Raw genomic sequence first — 18,776 nt, 5'->3', positions numbered from 1 at the left:
TTAACGCCAAACCACACAAAACATTTTGTGTGGTCTGACAATATCTTATTGAATTTTAGCGATTTCTACGGTATTTATTTAGATAGGAAATCCAGAACGGAATAATCCCCAAGGGAAATCTCCCTTGCCACCCCGAAATACTGGGCGGAATTCCCGATCATCGAATTGGAAAGGTTTCCGTGGTTGATCTGTGTATTCTCCTGAATCAGGGAGTTTTCAATGTTTGAATTAACGATCACAGTGTTATTCCCTAATGAAACACCAGGGCCGATCTTTGAATTTGAAATTTTTACATTTTCGCCGATAAAGCAAGGCGGAATGATCAGTGAGTTTTCAATCACCGCTGAAGCGGGGTAGCTGGCCATTTCCTCTTTTTCGTAGGCAAGGATTTTGCTGTTGGTCTCTACCGTAGCATTCTTGTTTCCGCAATCCATCCAGTCGTTCACCTTACCTAAAGTGAATTTGGCTCCTTTGGCTCTTAAATTTTCCAGGGCTGTCGTTAATTGATATTCACCGCCGTTCTTAATATCGTGATCCATGATGTAGTTGATCTCCTCCATCAGCTTTTCAGCATTATTAAAGTAATAGATACCAATGATGGCAAGATCTGAAACATAGGTTTTTGGCTTTTCAACAAAATCTGTAATGAAACCATAGTTATCGAGTTTTACTACTCCGAAAGCCGACGGATCTTCCACACTTTTCACCCAGATCACGCCATCTGAATTTCTATCTAACTGGAAGTCTGCACGGAAAAGAGTGTCTGCAAAAGCAATGACAACATTTCCCTTCATGGAATCTTCCGCGCACTTTATGGCATGAGCCGTACCCAGAGGGTCATTCTGATAATATATGCTTCCCTTTGCTCCCAGCTTTTCAGCAATCTGAATTAAAGATCTCTCAATCTCCGGTCCAAAATCTCCAATGATAAAAGCTACTTCATCAATTTCCTCTCCCGCTACTTTGGCAATATCTTCCACAAGCCTCTGTACAATGGGTTTACCTGCGATGGGGATAAGTGGTTTAGGCACTGTCAAGGTATGCGGACGCAATCTGGAACCACGTCCAGCCATCGGAACGATAATTTTCATTATATAATACTATTTTGGTTAAATTTAAATTTCGGATAAAGATAATAATTAAACCTCTTCCATGTGGTATCAATTATCATTATTGTTTTTTTCTTAAAATAGGATTGCTTTATCAAACTAAAGGCCAAAACTAATTTTTCCTGACCCGTGACATGAGCATATCTTTTTCTGTATAGACGAGAACAGCCGTGTAGATCAGAAACAGAAGATTTCCTATCCAGAAGTTGTAATTGAAGAAATATACGATGATGAAACTGAATGCCATCAGCAGCCCGATAAAAAACGCCATTTTTCCTATACGATAAGGAATTGGGTAATACTTCTGGCCTAATAAATAAGAGGTAATCATCATGACAAAATAAGCAATAAAAGTTACCCATGCTGAAACCATGAAGCCGTATCTTGTAAGGAATAACAGGTTTAAAACAATGGTAAGGCCGGCTCCCAGCCAGGAAATCACCGTTCCGATTTTGGTTTTGTCTGTCACTTTATACCAGGTTGAAAAATTATAATAGATTCCGAAACAAAGGTTGGCCACAACAATGACAGGAATGATATCGATGGCTGTCCAATATGTATTGTTCGGAATCAGGATCTGCTTTAGCCAGGAGATATTGGCAATAATTCCCATAGCGACGGTTGCAGCAAAAAAAGTAAAGTATTCCGTTACCTTAGCGTAAGTATTCTTAGCGTTTTCGTTGTTCATTTGCTTAAAGAAAAACGGCTCGATGCCCATTCTGTAGGCAGTTACAAATAAAGTCATTAAGACCGCCAGCTTATAGCATCCGCCATAGGCCCCCGCATCTTCATTAGGAATGTACCAGATCTGAACGGCTTTGTCGAAGTTTTCATTGACCATAAAAGCCAGCCCGGCAATCATTACCGGCCATGAATATTTTATCATCCTTTTAAAAAGTTCGCCGGAAAATTGGAACTGAACTTTTAAAACCACGGGAAGCAACAGAATAAGCCCAAGGCCGCTGGCTGCCAGATTACTGTAAAAAGGGAAAGATACTTTCTCTTTTAGGCCAAAACTCTGGGAAACGCTTAAAGGGATATATAAAAACAAGGCAATGGTGAGTACGGTCTGAAAGAGTGATTGTAAAACTCTTACCAAAGAATATCTTATCGGCTTGTTATTGTAACGGAGCCAGGCAAACGGAATCACGCAAAGGTTGTCGAAAAAAGCGATCCAGGCAAACCATCGGATGTATTCCGGATTAGAGGAATATTCCAATCGGTCCGCAATAGGCTGGCTAAAGATCAGGCAGACCAGGAGAAACAGTGTGGATAATCCCGAAAGAAACCAGAATGAGGTATTAAAGGTCTTCTTTTCGTTATTTTTTTCTGCAGAAAAACGGAAAAAGGCAGTTTCAAAACCGAAAGACAACAGAATGTTTACAAAAGATATCAGTGCATATAGATTGGAAAATATGGCAAAATCTTTATTTTCGATCTGATTGATGTATAATGGGTTGAGAATGAATAAGATTACCCTTGGCATAATGGCTCCAATCCCATATATGATAGTCTCGTTAAGAAGTTTTTTCATCTGTTGTTTATTTTATCGGTCAGATGTAATCTTTGATTTTTTAAATTCCGGAAATTTTATGCAAATGTAAATATTTAGAAATTGATTTTTACCGGAGATATAAAATTCATTCATAAAGCTTAATTTTGCCATGACTAAAGATAAAAAACGGAAGTTATAGATAATGATTCTGCCAACCTGTTATTTATAACCCATAACCTTTTTAACATCCCGAAGCAATATGAAAACCCTTATCAAAAATGTAAGAATTGTAAATGAAGGCCGGATCCTCGAAAGTGATATTTTAATTGAAAATGATTTAATTTCTAAAATAAGCTCTGATATTTCCGAAGAGGCCGACCGAATTATCGATGGCTCAGGAAAATATCTTTTGCCGGGGGTTATTGATGATCAGGTACATTTCCGTGAACCGGGGCTAACCCACAAAGGAGATATTGAAAGTGAATCAAGAGCAGCAATTGCCGGTGGCATCACCAGCTTTATTGATCAGCCCAATACCGTTCCTAATGCCGTTACTCAGGAGCTGCTGGCAGAGAAATATGCGATAGCCTCTCAGAAAGCATTTGCAAACTACGGTTTTATGATGGGGGGAACGAATGATAATCTTGAAGAGGTTTTGAAGACAGACCCGAGGAATGTTCCGGGAATTAAATTGTTCCTGGGTTCTTCTACCGGAAATATGCTGGTGGATAATCCGGAAACACTGGAGAATATTTTCAGTAATACCAAAATGCTAATTGCTGTACATTGTGAAGATGAGGCAACCATTAAGGCTAATACTCAGAAGTATATGGAAGAATATGGAGAAGATATTCCGGTGAAATACCATCATCTCATCAGAAGCGAGGAAGCCTGCTACAAATCTTCATCAAAGGCTATTGAGCTGGCTCAGAAAACAGGAGCAAGACTTCATGTCTTTCATCTTTCAACAGCTAAAGAAACCGGGCTTTTCAGAAATGATATCCCTTTAAAAGATAAAAAGATAACCGCAGAGGTTTGCGTTCACCACCTCACTTTTACCAATAAAGATTATGAAACCAAAGGATCTTTGATTAAATGGAACCCTGCCGTAAAGACACAGAAAGATAAGGACGGGCTCTGGGAAGCGCTTCTGGATGACAGGATCGATGTAATTGCAACAGACCATGCTCCCCATACCCTGGAAGAAAAACAGAATCCGTATACCAAATGTCCTTCCGGAGCACCTTTGGTACAGCATTCTTTAATGGTGATGCTGGAAAATCATAAAAGCGGAAAGATCTCTCTGGAGAAAATCGTTGAGAAGATGTGCCATAATCCTGCTATTCTTTTCAGAATTGAAAAAAGAGGTTTTGTAAGAGAAGGGTACAAGGCGGATCTTGTTCTGGTGGATTTAAATGCGAACTGGGAGGTAGCCAGGGATAATATCCTTTATAAATGCGGTTGGAGTCCGCTGGAGGGAACAGTCTTTCATTCCAGGGTCACTCATACTTTTGTTAACGGGCATCTGGCATATGATAACGGGCAAATTACGGAAGAAAAATTCGGGGAGCGTCTGCTTTTTGAGGTAAAAGAATGACGATGAATATTCTGTATTTTTTGGAATTGTATATAAAAATCTGCCTGACAGCCAGGCAGATTTTTTTGCCAAATGAAAAATGTTTTCAAAACAGCAATTCATATTTTTACGGCAGGTTTTAAAATATTACAGATGAAAGAATTTATAGATTATATATTGCGTTTCGGGAATTTAAACCAGCAGCAGATCGATTTCATTTCCAAAAAAGGAGATGAGCTTCGGCTTCGTAAAGAAGAGTATTATATAGAGGCAGGGCATGTCCTGCGGCGGGTGGGATTTCTTACGGATGGGGTAATCCGGGTATGCTACTATAATAATAAGGGCGATGAAATCACAAGGTATTTTATCGATGAAAATCATTTAATCCTTAATCCCCTGGGGTTTGAAAATGATATGCCGCTTTCCGAATATCTGCAGGCCGTCACTGATTGCAGACTGATCGTTTTTTCAATGCAGGACTGGAAGGAAATATCTGATACCATTATAGGCTGGGACACGATCATCCGGAAGATTTCTGATAAAAACCATATTGAAAAACTGGAAAGACGAAGCCCTTTGGTTTCACAGGATGCCACCACCAGATACCTTGAGTTCCTTAAAAGCTTTCCGAATCTTGCCAATAGGGTTCCTCTTTCCCAACTGGCTTCGTATTTAGGGATCACCCAGTCTTCATTAAGCAGGATCAGGAAAAATATCCGTTAGTCTCTTTTTGCCATTTGGCAAATAATCTCATTCCGCTGTGTTTTACTTTTACATCGTTAATTTAAACAGATGTATCAATGAAAACAGTATTAATTACAGGAGCCAATAAAAGTATAGGCCTGGAGGCCGCAAAGCAACTTTCAGAGAAAGGTTTTTTCGTTTATCTGGGAAGCCGTAATCCTGAAAAAGGGGAGGAGGCAGTGAAAGCATTAAGAGATGAAGGATTTGAGAATGTCAAAGCTATAGAAATAGATGTCACCGATTCCGGTTCTGTTACTTTGGCCAGGCAGATCATAGAGAAGGAACAGGGAAAACTGGATGTTCTGATCAATAATGCAGGGATTAGCGGAGGAATCCCTCAGCTGGCGTTGGAAGCAGACATCGAGCGGTTCAGAAATGTATATGAAACCAATGTGTTCGGAGTAGTAAGGGTTACGCAGGCGTTTATCGATCTTTTGAAAAGCTCTCCTGAACCGCGTATCGTGAATGTGAGCTCCAGTCAGGGCTCTCTTACCCTGGCGGCTGATCCCGCAAATAAATATTATAACCATAAGGGAGCTATTTATCAGTCCTCCAAATCAGCATTGAATATGTATACGATCATTCTGGCTTATGAGCTGCGTGATACCCGGGTGAAAGTGAATGCGGTGGATCCCGGATTTACGAAGACCGACTTCAATGATCATCGCGGCACCGGAACTGTACAGGATGCAGCTGCACGTATCGTAAAATATGCACTGATTGGTCAAGACGGCCCTACAGGAAAGTATTTCAGTGAAGAAATGAACCCTGAAACAGGAGAGATTCCTTGGTAGTAAGCTTTTGGGGCCGCCGCAGGCGGCCCCAAAAGCTATCATTTTTTCCTAGGCTTATTGCTCATGTAGAAGGTAAGCCTTCCACCATTCATGATTTCCGAATGTTTCAGTATGGAATTTTTTATCTCTTTTCCATTTAAAACAATCCTATCAACATATACGTGCTTCGGATCCTGGTTAACCGCTTCGACCTCGAAAACTTTTCCGTTTTCCAGATAAAGCGTAGCCTGGTTTACAGCCGGGCTTCCTATGGCATAATCTTCAGAACCCGGAGCTACAGGATAAAACCCGAGCGAACTTAAAATATACCAGGCACTCATTTGTCCTGTATCATCATTTCCGCCTAATCCGTCGGGAGTTGCTTTATACTGCATTTCCAGAATATGACGGATCCGGGCCTGTGTTTTCCAGGGTTGTCCTGCCCAGTTGTAAAGGTAAGCAACATGATGAGCCGGTTCATTTCCATGAACATATCCTCCGATGATCCCTTCCCGTGTGATATCTTCCGTATCTGCGAAAAATTCATCAGGAAGATGCATGGTGAACAATTCATCCAGCTTTGAAGCAAATTTTTTCTTTCCACCCATCATGCTGATCAGCTCATCAGGGTTTTGGGGAACAAAGAAACTGTAATTCCAGGAGTTTCCTTCTATAAAACCTTGTCCGTGAGTGCTTAGCAGATCGAAGTCTTTTTTAAAGCTGCCGTCTGCCAGGCGTGGACGCATAAATCCGATGGTTTTGTCAAAATTATTTTTCCAGTTTTCAGAACGTTTGATAAACCGCTCATAGATGTCAGTTTTCCCCAGATGCTTTGCCAGTTGGGCTATCGCCCAGTCATCATAAGCATATTCCAGGGTGTTGGAAACCGAAGTTCCGTTTTTCTCTGCAGGAATATAGCCCAGATCGATGTATTGGCCAATGCCTTCATAATCCCTTTTGTTAGCTGTTTCCACACAGGCTTTCAAGGCCTCTTCCGGATCACCGGTATAAACTCCCTTTATAATAGCATCTGCAACCACACTTACACTGTGATAGCCGCTCATGCACCAGTTGTCATTAGCATAATGGGACCAGATGGGCAGCATTTTCATGGAAAACTGATTGTAATGAGCCATCATGGATTTTACCATATCATCATTCCTTTTAGGCTGGATGATATTGAAAAACGGATGGAGTGCACGGTAAGTATCCCAGAGAGAAAATGTGGTGTAATTGGTAAAGCCGGCAGCTTTGTGGGTATTCTGATCCAAACCTTTATACTCACCGTTCACATCCATATAAACGGTAGGATTGATAAAGGTATGGTACATTGCAGTATAGAAGTTTGTTTTTTCAGTTTCAGAGCCTTTGATAACGATCTTGTTTAGTTCTTTGTTCCAATTCTCCTGAGCTTTTTCTTTCACCTGATCAAAAGACAGGTTCCCGGCTTCTTTTTCCAGGTTCTCTAACGCATTAGCCTGGCTTACGGGAGAAATGGCAAGCTTTACTTCTACAGCCTCATTTTCATGGGTATCGAAGTCAAAATACATTTTCAGGTTTTTTCCGGCAATTTCAGGGAAGTTCCTTGTCTGATCAAATTTTCTCCAGAACCCTCTGTAAACCTGTGCGCCATCATAATTTTTCTGACCAAAGGATTTAAAGGCCTTTGAGAACTTCATTGCAAAATAAACAGTTCTCGTTCTTGCCCATCCGTTCGTCTGCCGGTATCCGGTAACGGTATTTTCGTTCTCCACCCGAACATAGGTCCATACATTCTTACCATCATAATTATAAATTCCGGACATGAGGTCCAGTATGATATGGGCCTGATCTGATTTCGGGAAAGTGTACCGGTGAATCCCAACCCGGGTAGTTGCCGTAAGTTCTGCTAAGATGTTATAATCTTCCAGTTTTACTTTATAATAGCCGGCTTCTGCTTTTTCATTTTGATGTGAAAACCGGCTTCTATAGCCGCTTTCCGGGTTTGATGCCGTTCCCGGGTTTAATTGCAGCTTTCCTACGGTAGGCATTACCAGGAAATCTCCCAGGTCAGAATGTCCTGTTCCGCTGAAATGTGTGGAGCTGAAGCCCACAATGGTTTTGTCTTCATAGCGGTATCCCGCACAGTATTTGTAAACTTCCCCATTGTATTTCCCGTTGAGCTCATAAGAAATGGTATCGGTCTCAGGGCTCAGCTGTACAGCACCGAAAGGAACGGTTGCACCTGGATAGGTATGTCCCATTTTTTCCGTTCCGATAAGCGGGTTGACATATTGGATCAATTTCTCAAATTTTTGAGCTTTGAAGTGTAAACTAAAAAACAGAAAGAGCAGAAAGACGGAAGTTCCCGGATTTTTCATGAATAGATAAATTTTTTCAGAGGATAAAATTAGTTAAAAATCCAGGAATAATTATTTGTGACATTATTTATAATGGCATTTTAAAGGTCATCCGCTCAATAATTATTATTTTTAGGAAAAATTAAAAGGTATGAATCTATATACACAGCCGATGTTGCGTGAAGACGCACTCAGAGATAAGGTAGCTATTGTAACGGGAGGCGGAAGCGGTCTTGGAAAGGCAATGACCAAATATTTCCTGCAGTTGGGGGCAAAAGTGGTCATTACTTCGAGAAATTTAGAAAAGCTTCAGACAACAGCAAAAGAACTGGAAGAGGAAACGGGAGGAAAGGTTCTTTGTGTAGCCTGTGACGTAAGGAACTGGGATGAGGTGGAGGCTATGAAAGAAGCAGCATTAAAAGAATTTGGTAAGATTGATATCCTGCTGAATAATGCTGCGGGAAATTTTATATCCCCCACAGAAAGGCTGACACATTCCGCTTTTGATTCCATTTTGGATATTGTTTTAAAAGGAACAAAAAACTGTACTCTTTCCGTTGGAAAGCATTGGATCGATTCAAAAAAGACTGGAACTGTACTGAATATTGTCACCACATATGCCTGGACAGGCTCAGCTTATGTGGTTCCCTCAGCCTGTGCGAAGGCAGGCGTGCTGGCCATGACAAGATCTCTGGCTGTGGAGTGGGCAAAATATGGCATCCGTTTCAATGCAATTGCTCCTGGACCTTTTCCTACAAAAGGAGCCTGGGACAGACTTCTTCCGGGAAATCTCCAGGAAAAATTTGATATGAGGAAAAAAGTTCCTCTGAGAAGGGTAGGAGAGCATCAGGAATTAGCTAACCTGGCCGCATATCTGGTTTCCGATTATTCGGCCTATATGAATGGGGAAGTGGTAACTATCGATGGTGGTGAGTGGCTTCAGGGAGCAGGCGAGTTTAACATGCTCGAGGAGATCCCACAAGAAATGTGGGATGCACTGGAAGCAATGATTAAAGCAAAAAAATCAAACTGAATTAACTTTGATAAAAAAATCCGGAAATATTATAATTTCCGGAAATTTTTACGTATTTAGCAGAATAAGTTTAAAAGAAATGGATTATAAACTCCCTAACCTTGTTTCAGCTTTTGCAGTTCTCCTTTTTTCAGGATCTGTTCTGGCTCAGGAAACTCCGAAATATGATTATGTAGAAGCTTTCAAGCCTTTCTTTTATCCTCAGACGGGAACGGAAACACGGTCCGCAAGCGGACAGCCGGGGCATGCATACTGGCAGAACTCAGCAGATTATCGTCTGGACGTAAGCCTGGACGATGCTAAGAATGAAATTACGGGATCTGCTGAAATCACCTATACCAATAACAGCCCTGATAAGCTGAGCTTCCTCTGGCTGCAGCTGGATCAGAATTTATTCTCAAAAGATTCCCGGGGAAATGCCGTAATACCTGTTTCGGGGAGCAGAAATGGAGCTCACGGAGAAGAATTTGACGGAGGATATAAAATAAAATCGGTAAAGCTGGATGGAAAGGATGTGAAATATACGGTGACGGATACGAGAATGCAGATAGACCTTCCTAAAGCACTGAAAGCTAAAGGAGGCACTGCCAGAATTAAAATTGAATATTCTTTTATCTCACCCGAATATGGATCTGACAGAATGGGAGTGAAGGATACCAAAAACGGTAAAATTTTTACAATAGCACAATGGTATCCCAGAATGTGCGTTTATGATGATGTGCTTGGATGGAATACCATGCCTTATCTTGGCGCCTCCGAGTTTTACCTTGAATATGGCAATATCACTGCAAATATCACAGTTCCGGCCAATCATTATGTAGTAGCTTCCGGAGAGCTTCTCAATTATAAAGATGTCTATTCGAAAGAAGAAAACGATCGCTGGAACCAGGCCAGAAACAGTGATAAAACCATAATGATCCGCCCCGAATCCGAGATCGGTAAAAATCAGGCTTCCGGAACCAAAACCTGGAAGTTTAAAATTAATCAGGCGAGGGACTTTTCATGGGCATCTTCACCGGCATTCATTCTGGATGCAGCGAGAATTAATCTGCCAAGCGGTAAAAAATCACTGGCAATTTCTGCTTATCCGGCAGAAAGCGCAGGGCAAGAGGCTTGGGGAAGGTCTACTGAATACGTAAAAGCTGCCATAGAGCATTATTCACAGAAATGGTATGAATATACTTATCCTGCGGCAACAAATGTAGCAGGAAATGAAGGCGGTATGGAATATCCGGGAATCGTTTTCTGCCATATGGATTCCAAAGGGGAGGACCTTTGGGGTGTTACAGACCATGAATTTGGTCACAACTGGTTTCCCATGATTGTAGGATCTAATGAAAGGCTGTTTGCCTGGATGGATGAAGGGTTTAATACATTTATTAACGGGCTTTCTACAAAGGCCTTTAATAAAGGGGAATATTACAGAAAACAAAATATTGCCCAGACCGGCGTCTTTCTGATGAATGATAGTTCTGAGCCCATCATGGTAGGGCCGGACAATATGAAAGAAAATAATATCGGAGTTCTTGCTTATTTCAAACCGGGTGCAGGCCTGGATATTTTAAGAGAAGCTGTTCTCGGACCTGAAAAATTTGATAAAGCTTTCAAAGCCTATATTGAGCGATGGGCTTTCAGGCATCCTACTCCGTGGGATTTTTTCCATACTATGGAGAATGTTTCGGGAGAGGAGTTAAACTGGTTTTGGAGAGGCTGGTTCTTTAACAAATGGAAAATCGATCAGGCTGTTAAGAATGTAAAATATATCAATGGCGACTTTAAAAGTGGAGCGCAGATCAGTATAGAGAATATCGGACAGCTGCCGATGCCAGCAACAGTCCAGATAAAATTCAAAGACGGAACATCGCAAACGGTAAAAATTCCGGTAGAGGTATGGAAGAGGAATACAGAATGGACCTTTAAAGTTAATACTGATAAAGAAATTGATGAGGTAAGACTGAATCCTGATTCTCTGATCCCTGATGTAAATAAGAAGAACAATATATGGTCTTCTGCTCAGGCAAAGCCTGTAGAAAAGATCAATCCTAAAGATTTTACAGGCACATATTCCGCTAAAGAAATCCCCGTTAAACTAACATTCAGTGAGAAAAGCGGACAGCTTTACGGGCAGGCATCCGGGCAACAGCAGTTTCCCCTGGAATATGTAGGGGATCGTAAATTTACTTTTGATGAGGCGGAAATAACGGTCGTCTTTAGTAAGGACAAAAAAACAATAGACTTCACGCAGTCCGGAAGATCATTTAAATTCGCGAAAGAATAATAGTTTCAATTAAACTGTTCTTCAATCATTTAACAATATAGTGACAACTTTTAAGCTTCTCTCTCAAAGAGAAGCTTTATTTTTGTGATATGATTAAATACTATGGATATGAATTTCAGGTTTTCAGCTATCATGATGATGTTTTTTATTTTTGGGTTTACACAGGATCTTAAGGTGATGAGCTTCAATATCAGGCTTCAGGTAGAATCGGATAAGGAAAACGCATGGACAGAAAGGAAAAAAGATGTTCTGGATCTGCTGAGCTATTATCATCCCGATTATTTCGGTGTTCAGGAAGCGCTTCCCGAGCAGATGAAAGACATTAAAAGCGGGCTAAGTCATTATGATTATGTAGGAGTGGGAAGGGATGACGGGAAAACAAAAGGAGAATTTTCAGCGATATTTTACGATACCAACAGGCTTCAGGTGATAAAATCCGGGACATTCTGGCTTTCGGAAACACCTGAAAAACCATCCAGAGGATGGGATGCTGCCCTGAACAGGATCTGTACCTATGCCATATTCAGAGATAAAAACTCCAAAAAAGACTTCCTTGCCATGAACCTTCATTTTGACCATATCGGAAAAGTGGCAAGAGTGAAATCTTCCGAGCTTATCCTGAGGAAAATTAAAGAGCTTAATCCTGAACATTTACCATTAACTCTAAGCGGTGATTTTAATTTAACGGAAGATACGGAGCCTGTAAAAATTCTTTCCCAGAACCTCGAAGATACCTTTTATCATTCCCTGAAACCACATTACGGGCCAATAGGAACTTTTACGGCATTTAACGTAAACGAAATACCTAAAGACAGGATCGACTATATCTTTACAAAAGGATTCAGGATAAAATCCCACAGGCATATCAATGACAGAAGGCCCAACCTTCTTTATCCTTCGGATCACTTTCCGGTTTTGGTTGAATTATCTTTATAGTTTATGAACTTTTGGGAAAATCTACTTCAAATCCAATTCCTCTCAGGGATTGGATTTTGATTTTAGGATCATCACTGAAATACTTTCTGAGCCTGCTGATAAAAACATCCAGACTTCTTCCCGTAAAGTAATCGTTCGTCTCCCAAAGGGCATTTAAGATATCTTCCCGTTTTATGGTCTGATGATTATGCCTTAAAAAGTACAGCAAAAGGTCCTTTTCCCGGATGGTAAGGCGTATGTTGCCTTTGGGATGTGACAGTAGCAGCTTTTGGGGCTCCAGAGTATATTGCCCGATTTTGATATAAGCTTCCTGAATGGAATGCGATGCTCTTTTGAGGATATTCCTGATCCGGAGGGTCAGCTCCTCCGGATCACAGGGTTTGGAAATGTAGTCATCAGCGCCCAGCTTAAGGCCGGTAAGACGGTCTATCTTCTGATTTTTTGCGGTGAGGAAAAGCAAAGGAAAGTCCGGCTTTTCTTTTGAAATGATCCTGGCAAGAGAAAATCCGTCCATATTAGGCATCATAATATCCAATATCCCGATCTGGAAAGGGAAATCTGAATTTAAGCGGCTTACAACATCATCGGGATTCTGAAACCAGCTCACTTCAAAATCCTCCAGTTCCAGATATTGCTTCAATATCATTCCGAAGTCAGGGTCATCCTCTACCAAAAGAATTTTAGCTTCCATAGGGCATATGTATTCTGAATGTTGTTCCTTCTTTAAGCTTGCTGGCTACCTCTATCCTGCCATTGTATTTCAGGACAATTTTTTGAACAAAATACAGCCCCAATCCTAATCCTTTTGTATTGTGAATGTTATTATGCTGTATCCTGTAGAATTTTTCAAAAATGTTTTTCAGTTCCTTTTTATCAATTCCCCATCCATTGTCCGAAATTTTAATTTCAAGCTCCCGCTGAACATCAGAGAGCATTATTTTTACAACCGAGGAACCATATTTTACACTGTTTTCGCACAGGTTTTTAATGACGGTCTCCATCAGGTTCTTATCAAAAGGCAGCCGGCCGGCAATATTATTTTTCAAGACAAACCGGATTCCGGGGTAAGTGAAGGAAAGATCCTGAATGAAAAAATCCCAGTCTTCAGAATTGATTTCTCCGGTTTTATTCTCTGTATCATCATGATGCAACTGAAGCATCAGGTTTTCAAGCCGGGTAATCTGGCGGTCAATAAGAGGTAGCGTTTCGGCATTCAGGTTCTTCTTCAAAGCCCTGGAGGCTATTTTAAGAGTGGCGATAGGGGTTTTAAACTCATGTGAGATGTTATCCACTACGGTATGCAGGATTTCAACCTGTTTTTGCTGGGCGGCCAGATTTCTGACCGTAAAAATATACAGTATCAGGACACAGGCTAAAATAGCGATACAGGACAGGAAAAGTAAACCCAGCTCCCTGAAAATAATACTTTTAATATTTAGGATCTCAATACTGGTCTTGCTTTTCACCAGGAAAACATTGTCTTTTCCGGATCTTTTTGATGTTGATGAGGAAGAGGTTTCCCATTTTCCCCTGCTTAAAACTTCAGGATGAATTACTTTATTTTCGGTCTCATAGAGGAGGATAGGCTTATCAATAAGATTGGTGTTGTCCGGCACGAAAGTAATGGATAGATATTCTATTTTTACTGCGATTTTATAGCCTTCTTTTCTGAATTTATCATCAATCTGACGGCTGAACATTTCCGTGGTTTGCTTTCTGTTTTCTTCAAAGAAAGATAAGAACTTTTTTTTGCTGATCTCTCCGTTATTATACCGGATGAACAGATACTGCAAAGAATCATCGTCCGTTCTCTTCGCACCGCCGCTGTCCTCCAGCTCATCAGTATAATCCCTGAGCGGCTGTTGTACAGACCTGTAAATTTCCTTAGCTGTTACCTGGTATGTTTTATACATGAAATAGGCCTGTATCCCCAGGAGAATAAGGAATAAAGCAGTAAAAAGGGCAATAAGGGTCTTACTTTTCAAAGCCATTGAAACAAAGATAAAGCTTTAAATTTTGCCCCAACGGATATTAACCCATCATTAACCTTTCATTAACCGATATTCTCTGCTGGAACACTGAATTTTGCATGTGTGATTCATTATGCTGAATCATCTTAATAAAAAAAACAGTCATGTACAAATTTTTTCTTTTCTTATGCTTTCCGCTATTGATATTTTCCCAGAAAAAAATAGAAGGAACGGTTCTGAACACCCGGCAGGAAAAGCTTCCCCGGATAGCTGTTGAGGTTTATGATTCCCAAAATAAATTATTAAAGACAATAATAACGGATGATCATGGGAATTTTATACTGGAAGGATTTTCCGGGCAGCCTGTAAAAATAGTTGTTAATGATTTGGAATATGCCAGATTTGAGCACTATTTTGATCCGGAACAGCAGGACCGGCCTTTGATTGTGGTCTTAAGAAAAGACACCCGGGATATCCAGGAAGTAGTAATGACCAAACCCAAACCTTTGGTGAAAAGAAAAATAGACCGCCTGGAATTTAATGTGGAAAACAGCAATATTACCTCCCTGAATGTATGGGAAATCCTGAAAAAGACCCCTGGAGTAACCGCTAATAATGACGTCCTGGCCATTAAAGGAAGTACCAGCATCCTTGTCACTATTAACGATAAGAAGGTAATGCTTACCGGAGACGAACTGAAAAATTTTTTAGAAAATATCCAGGGAGAAGAATTGAAATCTGTAGAAGTAATTACCAATCCGCCAGCGAAATATGAAGCATCAGGAAGTGCAGTATTGAATATTGTCATGAAAAAAAATAATGTAGAAGGATACCGGGGCATCATCTCTTCAAAATACATACAAAGCCGGTATGCTAAAGGAATGGGAGGAATTACCCAATATTACAGGAAAAATAAGCTTTCGGTTATGGGAAGCTATAACCTGAATAGCGGGACTTATTACAGGGAAGGGACAGATCATGTGTATTATGTGGAAGATCAGACAAGATGGATAAGTACCATGAACAGGAAAGACAGGAATAAAAGCCAGAACACCCTGAACTTTAATGCAGAATATGAAGCAGACAGCCTTACAAATATCAGGCTGAACTATTCCGGATATTTCAGCCCGAAATCCTACGGAATATACAATGTACCTACCCTTATCTATAATGGTCAGAACATTGCGGAATCTGATTATACTACCGTTAATGACCATCATTCACGTTCTGTAAACAATATCCTGAGTCTGCAGGCAGACAGGAAGATCAATAAGAAAAGCCAGCTGACATGGACGAATTATTTCGCCGGGAATAATTTCAGAAAATATCAGAATGTATTGACGTATCTTAATTTTATAAACCAGCCTCCGGGTGTAAATAATTTTCTGACCGAGAATAAAAATAATGTTCAGCTGTATTCCACCCAGGTGGATTATCAGTGGAAAAATGAAAACTGGGAATTGGAATCCGGCTCTAAGTACAGCTTTGTAAAGACATCCAGCCAGCTCGGTTTTTCAGATAATGAAAACGGGGAATTGCAGTACCGGCCGGAAAAAAGTAATACTTTTGACTATAAGGAACATAACTTCGCACTTTATGCATCATTGGCCTATAGTCCCGGAAAATGGAATTTTAAAGCCGGTTTACGTACGGAGAAGACGGACCTGGAAGGGCTGGTCTCAGAGCCTTATGAAGTGAACAGGAACCAATACTGGAAATTATTTCCAACCTTATTTGTGCAATATACCACGGACAATAACCACCAGTTCGGGTTATCCTACGGTAAACGGATCAGCAGACCACCGTATTCTTCGCTCAATCCTGCGAAATCGTATTACAATCTGTTTTCATATTATCAGGGAGATCCCGGTTTGAAAGCTGCCATTATTCATAATCTTAACTTTACATATACCTGGAAAGAATGGAACCTGGACCTTTATTACAGGAAAGAGATCGATCCGTCAATGGAAATTTCGTATCAGGATCCGGATACCAATAATCTTATTTACCATTACACCAATATAGAAAAAGAAGAAGCTTATGGACTGAGCCTGTATAAAAATCTTCTGATTAAGCCATGGTGGAACATAAGCTTATCTGAAAACCTCGAGCATCTGGAAAATTATTTTATCGGGGTAGATCAGTTACTATATAAAAACAAGGTGTGGAACCTGTTTTCGGATATATCTACAGCTTTTATACTTGATAAGGGCAATGACTGGAAGCTGGAAATAGGACACCGGTATTACTCGCCTTCTATACAGGGAACTTTCAGAATCTCCGGGTCTTCTTCCACCTATTTGGTTATGAACAGGAAGTTCTTTAGCAAAAAGCTGGAAGCAAGCCTGCTGTTTAATGATATTTTTAAAACTTCCGGGGAAAAGGTGAGTACAAAGTACGCAAATCAGGATAATTATTTCCTGGATTACCGTGACACCAGGAGCTTTACCCTTTCCTTGAAGTTCAACTTTGGTAATCAATCTGTAAAAAATGCTAAACCGATTAAAAAAGTTGAAGAACAGGAAAGAATGTAAAGTAAATTTTAAATTATATCTGTTTTACTACTTAATGATGTTTATCTATACATTTTTCCTAAATTTGATAGCGATTGTTAAAATTCAGAGAAATGAAGAACCTCCTTTTAGGATTGATGATAATGACTTCCTGGCAATTTTCCGCTCAGGAATTATATATGCCAAGAAATATAAAAAAAGCCTATGAGAATGGTACCCGTGACAAATCGGGTGCTCCCGGAAAAAATTACTGGCAGAATAAAGGGATTTATAATGTTGAAATTAAAGTAGATGCCAATACCAAAATGGTTTCAGGGAAAGAGACCATTATTTACAGCAATAACAGTCCGGATGATCTTGAAGAACTGGCTGTAAGATTTGTCAATAATATCCACAAACCGCAGTCACCAAGATCCGGTTTTGTTTCCAAAGATTTTTTATCATCCGGGTTACATATCAGATCATTCATGGTGAATGACGAAAAATACAATGTGAACAGTGAAGACTGGGGAACGGTTGCCAGTGTAAAACTGAATACAGCTTTGAAATCAAAAGCTAAGGCCGAGGTTAAAATAGAATGGGAGTATCCGCTGTCTGTTCAGAGTGGAAGGGAAGGGCAGATAGACCCTGAAACATTCTATGTGGCTTATTCATTTCCGAGAATATCTGTATATGATGATTACAATGGCTGGGATATGCTTCCGCATTCAGACAGGCAGGAGTTTTATAATGATTTTAATGATTATACTTTCTCCATTACGGCTCCTAAAAACTATGTGGTTTGGGCTACGGGAGACTTTTTGAACCCCGAGGAGGTGCTTCAGCCCGAATATCTGAAAAGATATAAAGCTTCCCTGAAGAGCGATAAAGTGATTCAGATTGCAACAGATCATGAAATAAAATCAGGAAAAGTAACCAGACAGGATAAATGGAATATCTGGAAATTCAAAGCCGATCATATTACAGATTTTTGCTTTGCCTTAAGCAACCATTATGTCTGGGATGCTTCCAGTGTTCAGCTGAAAACAAAAAGAGCAAGCGTACAGGCAGGATATAAGGCCGGAGCAAAAGACTTTGAGCATTATGTAGAATGGATGCGCTACAATCTGGACTGGTTCTCGAAAAACTGGCCCGGAGTGGAATATCCGTATAATGTAATGACTGCCATCCAAGGATATGCTGATATGGAATATCCAATGATGATCAATGATACAAGCATTCCGGACAACTTTCAGGACGCGCGATTAACGGCAGATCATGAGATAGCCCATACTTATTTCCCGTTTTATATGGGAATCAATGAGACCCGCTATGCTTTTATGGACGAAGGATGGGCAACTACTTTAGAATACCTGATAGGAATTGATGAAAACGGCGAGGAATCGGCAAAAGAATTTTATCAAAACTTCCGGGTGAAAAGATGGATCAATGATCCGTCTGCGGAACAGGATCAGCCCATTATTACCATGAGCACTCAGGTGAGTGGTGCCGGATATGGCAACAACTCTTATGTAAAGGCATCTTTATCCTATCTTGCTTTAAAGGATTACCTGGGAGATGATCTGTTTAAAAAAGCCTTACACCATTATATGAATAACTGGAACGGAAAACACCCTATTCCCTGGGACTATTTCAATTCAATGAATACAGGATCCGGAAAAAATCTGGACTGGTTCTGGAATAACTGGTTCTTTACCAATAATTATATTGATTTAAAAATAACAGCCACTTCCCAGATGAATGACCTGCTTACGGTGAATGTTGATAATATCGGAGGCTTTGCCATTCCTTTCGATAGCATATTAACGTATGAGGACAATTCCGTGGAGAAGCTTCACTTTTCACCCGGCGTATGGGAGAAAGACCAGAAACAGATCACCCTCACGATCCCGATCAGAAAAAAAGTAAAATCCATAGGACTGGAAGGCGGTATCTTTATGGATTATACTCCTGAAGATAATTTTAAAAGCTTTTAAAATATAAAACCTGGGCCTAATAAGCCCGGGTTTA

Annotated in this window: 13 protein-coding genes; 8 read left to right on the top strand and 5 right to left on the bottom strand. The window is 40.3% G+C overall.

The features are described 5' to 3' along the window. Positions 1-74: 74 nt before the first annotated feature. A complete protein-coding gene (locus ABMQ40_RS08800) occupies positions 75-1,091 on the bottom strand; it encodes a sugar phosphate nucleotidyltransferase (protein ID WP_370898649.1) in 1,017 nt (338 codons plus the stop codon). Positions 1,092-1,221: 130 nt separating this feature from the next. Further along, positions 1,222-2,643 carry a lipopolysaccharide biosynthesis protein gene (locus ABMQ40_RS08795; protein WP_370898647.1) on the bottom strand — a complete coding sequence of 474 codons (1,422 nt, stop codon included), beginning with the start codon at positions 2,641-2,643 and terminating at the stop codon, positions 1,222-1,224. Between the two features lie 220 nt (positions 2,644-2,863). Between ABMQ40_RS08795 and ABMQ40_RS08790 the strand changes: the two genes are divergently transcribed. The 3 genes from ABMQ40_RS08790 (at position 2,864) to ABMQ40_RS08780 (ending at position 5,718) form a co-directional block, all read left to right on the top strand. Then, entirely contained in the window at positions 2,864-4,201 is a 1,338-nt protein-coding gene (locus ABMQ40_RS08790) for a dihydroorotase (protein ID WP_370898645.1), read from the top strand. 132 nt (positions 4,202-4,333) lie between these two features. Continuing rightward, on the top strand, positions 4,334-4,903 hold the full coding sequence (locus ABMQ40_RS08785; protein WP_370898643.1) for a Crp/Fnr family transcriptional regulator: 570 nt from the start codon (positions 4,334-4,336) through the stop codon (positions 4,901-4,903). A 77-nt stretch (positions 4,904-4,980) separates the two neighbouring features. Continuing rightward, positions 4,981-5,718, top strand: a complete 738-nt coding sequence (locus tag ABMQ40_RS08780; protein ID WP_370898641.1) for an SDR family oxidoreductase — start codon at positions 4,981-4,983, stop codon at positions 5,716-5,718. A gap of 38 nt (positions 5,719-5,756) precedes the next feature. On the opposite strand, the gene ABMQ40_RS08775 is transcribed toward ABMQ40_RS08780, so the two are convergent. Further along, positions 5,757-8,057, bottom strand: coding sequence for a GH92 family glycosyl hydrolase (locus tag ABMQ40_RS08775; protein ID WP_370898639.1), 2,301 nt, complete (start codon positions 8,055-8,057; stop codon positions 5,757-5,759). Between the two features lie 130 nt (positions 8,058-8,187). On the opposite strand from ABMQ40_RS08775, the gene ABMQ40_RS08770 reads away from it, so the two are divergent. From ABMQ40_RS08770 to ABMQ40_RS08760, 3 genes are all read left to right on the top strand, one after another. Next, a complete protein-coding gene (locus ABMQ40_RS08770; RefSeq protein WP_370898637.1) occupies positions 8,188-9,069 on the top strand; it encodes an SDR family oxidoreductase in 882 nt (293 codons plus the stop codon). A gap of 79 nt (positions 9,070-9,148) precedes the next feature. Next, complete coding sequence (locus ABMQ40_RS08765) at positions 9,149-11,347, top strand: M1 family metallopeptidase (protein WP_370898635.1); 2,199 nt, start codon at positions 9,149-9,151, stop codon at positions 11,345-11,347. Positions 11,348-11,455: 108 nt separating this feature from the next. Then, positions 11,456-12,283 (top strand): endonuclease/exonuclease/phosphatase family protein, encoded by an 828-nt coding sequence (locus ABMQ40_RS08760; RefSeq protein ID WP_370898633.1) that lies wholly within the window; start codon positions 11,456-11,458, stop codon positions 12,281-12,283. Between the two features lies 1 nt (position 12,284). On the opposite strand, the gene ABMQ40_RS08755 is transcribed toward ABMQ40_RS08760, so the two are convergent. Beyond that, on the bottom strand, positions 12,285-12,974 hold the full coding sequence (locus ABMQ40_RS08755; protein ID WP_370898631.1) for a response regulator transcription factor: 690 nt from the start codon (positions 12,972-12,974) through the stop codon (positions 12,285-12,287). Beyond that, a complete protein-coding gene (locus ABMQ40_RS08750) occupies positions 12,964-14,274 on the bottom strand; it encodes a sensor histidine kinase (RefSeq protein ID WP_370898629.1) in 1,311 nt (436 codons plus the stop codon). Before ABMQ40_RS08750 ends, ABMQ40_RS08755 begins: the two co-directional genes overlap by 11 nt. 143 nt (positions 14,275-14,417) lie before the next feature. Here ABMQ40_RS08750 and ABMQ40_RS08745 point away from each other — a divergent pair, with 143 nt between their 5' ends. Then, positions 14,418-16,787 carry a TonB-dependent receptor domain-containing protein gene (locus ABMQ40_RS08745; RefSeq protein ID WP_370898627.1) on the top strand — a complete coding sequence of 790 codons (2,370 nt, stop codon included), beginning with the start codon at positions 14,418-14,420 and terminating at the stop codon, positions 16,785-16,787. Between the two features lie 92 nt (positions 16,788-16,879). Beyond that, a complete protein-coding gene (locus tag ABMQ40_RS08740; RefSeq protein ID WP_370898625.1) occupies positions 16,880-18,742 on the top strand; it encodes a M1 family metallopeptidase in 1,863 nt (620 codons plus the stop codon). Positions 18,743-18,776: the final 34 nt, after the last annotated feature.

This window comes from Chryseobacterium gossypii (assembly GCF_041361455.1).
Lineage (GTDB): Bacteria > Bacteroidota > Bacteroidia > Flavobacteriales > Weeksellaceae > Chryseobacterium > Chryseobacterium gossypii.
The sequence above is the reverse complement of the archived record's forward strand: the minus strand, read 5'-3'. Positions and strand labels throughout refer to the sequence as shown.